The sequence below is a fragment of the Romboutsia sp. 13368 genome (assembly GCF_018336475.1).
In the GTDB taxonomy this organism is placed as follows: domain Bacteria; phylum Bacillota; class Clostridia; order Peptostreptococcales; family Peptostreptococcaceae; genus Romboutsia.
In genome coordinates this window covers 650300-651846 of the sequence record NZ_CP048741.1, presented here as the reverse complement: position 1 = coordinate 651846, position 1547 = coordinate 650300, and the positions used below count along the sequence as shown (strand labels likewise).

Annotated in this window: 3 protein-coding genes; all 3 read right to left on the bottom strand. The window is 31.9% G+C overall.

Annotated elements, in window-relative coordinates:
* Positions 1 to 77: 77 nt before the first annotated feature.
* Genes G3997_RS02690 through G3997_RS02680 form a run of 3 tightly spaced genes read right to left on the bottom strand, consistent with a single transcriptional unit; the run spans position 78 to position 1359 of the window.
* Positions 78 to 638 carry a C40 family peptidase gene (locus G3997_RS02690; protein WP_296647679.1) on the bottom strand — a complete coding sequence of 187 codons (561 nt, stop codon included), beginning with the start codon at positions 636 to 638 and terminating at the stop codon, positions 78 to 80.
* A 17-nt stretch (positions 639 to 655) separates the two neighbouring features.
* Positions 656 to 949, bottom strand: coding sequence for an SH3 domain-containing protein (locus G3997_RS02685; RefSeq protein ID WP_296647676.1), 294 nt, complete (start codon positions 947 to 949; stop codon positions 656 to 658).
* On the bottom strand, positions 874 to 1359 hold the full coding sequence (locus G3997_RS02680; RefSeq protein WP_442971226.1) for an SH3 domain-containing protein: 486 nt from the start codon (positions 1357 to 1359) through the stop codon (positions 874 to 876). The genes G3997_RS02685 and G3997_RS02680 overlap by 76 nt, the downstream gene beginning before the upstream one ends.
* Between the last annotated feature and the right edge of the window lie 188 nt (positions 1360 to 1547).

Here is a 1547-nt window from a genome sequence, read left to right as displayed (position 1 = left end):
ATATTTAGATATTTTCATAAAAAAATACCTCAAAATAATATTACTTTGAGGTATTCATATTAAATATTTAGTTTATACTATAAAACTCTTTTTGCACCTACATATGCTTTACTCCAGTAGCTATTATTTATGCTAATCTTCTCAACATTTTTACCAGTTCTAGGTGCATGTATCATTTGTCCATTTCCTACATATATAGCTGCATGTGTTATTTTACCTGTTCCATCAGTACTTGAGTATATTAAATCTCCAGGTTGTAAGTTTGATCTACTTACATGTACTCCTGCCTTACTGTATTGTTCTGCAGCTGTTCTAGGTAAAGTTATACCTGCNNNNTTATATACATAATATGTAAGTCCTGAACAGTCAAATGAACTTGGACCTTCAGCTCCCCAAACATAAGGCTTACCTATTTGTTGAGATGCGAAGTTTAAAACAGCTTCTACTGATGAACTANNTGGTGTTGATGGYTGATTAACTACTCCTGTTGTTAAGTAACTTCCACTTACCCATCCTATTGTTCCACCTGATGTTTTTACTTTCTTCCATCCATTTGATGCACTTTCTAGAACATCTACTACTGTTCCTCTTGATAACTTTGTTATTATTGAATAACTTGTTCCTGCACCTTTTCTCATATTTAATGAATCTGTGTTTACTGTTGCTTTATATGATGTTTGTGACGTTGAGTTATCASTACTCCTGTTGTTAAGTAACTTCCACTTACCCATCCTATTGTTCCATTTGATGTTTTTACTTTTTTCCATCCATTTGATGCACTTTCTAGAACATCTACTACTGTTCCTCTTGATAACTTTGTTATCACTGAATAGCTTGTTCCTGCTCCTTTTCTTACATTTAATGAAGTTGCATTTACTGTTGCTTTATATGATGTTTGTGATGTTGAGTTATCNNNATACCAGTTGTTAAGTAACTTCCACTTACCCATCCTGTTGTTCCACCTGATGTTTTTACTTTCTTCCATCCATTTGATGCACTTTCTAGTACATCTACTACTGTTCCTTTTGATAACTTTGTTATCACTGAATAGCTTGTTCCTGCTCCTTTTCTTATATTTAATGANGTTGCATTTACTGTTGCTTTATATGATGTTTGTGAAGTACTTCCTGAAGAAACAGTTATGTAACTTCCACTTACCCATCCTATTGTTCCATTTGATGTTTTTATTTTATGCCATCCATTTGATGTTTCTAATATTTCTACTTTATTTCCTTTATATAGCTTAGTAGTAACGCTGTAACTTGTACTTGGTCCACTTCTTACATTTAATGCACTAGCTGTTACTGTCCCTTCATTTGAATCTGCAAATGAAGATGTAACTGATAATGCAAGGGCCATAGCAGGTATGCTTACTCCTACTGCAATTTTTCTATTTATCATAATCAATCTCCTTAAAAATTAACACACAGTGTAATTTTTCTGTAACCTTATATTTAATCAGTATATATACCATTATATAACATTTAAGTGTATTTCTTCAAGGTATTTTGTATGTTAATAGATATATTGGTAATAAATGTTATTAT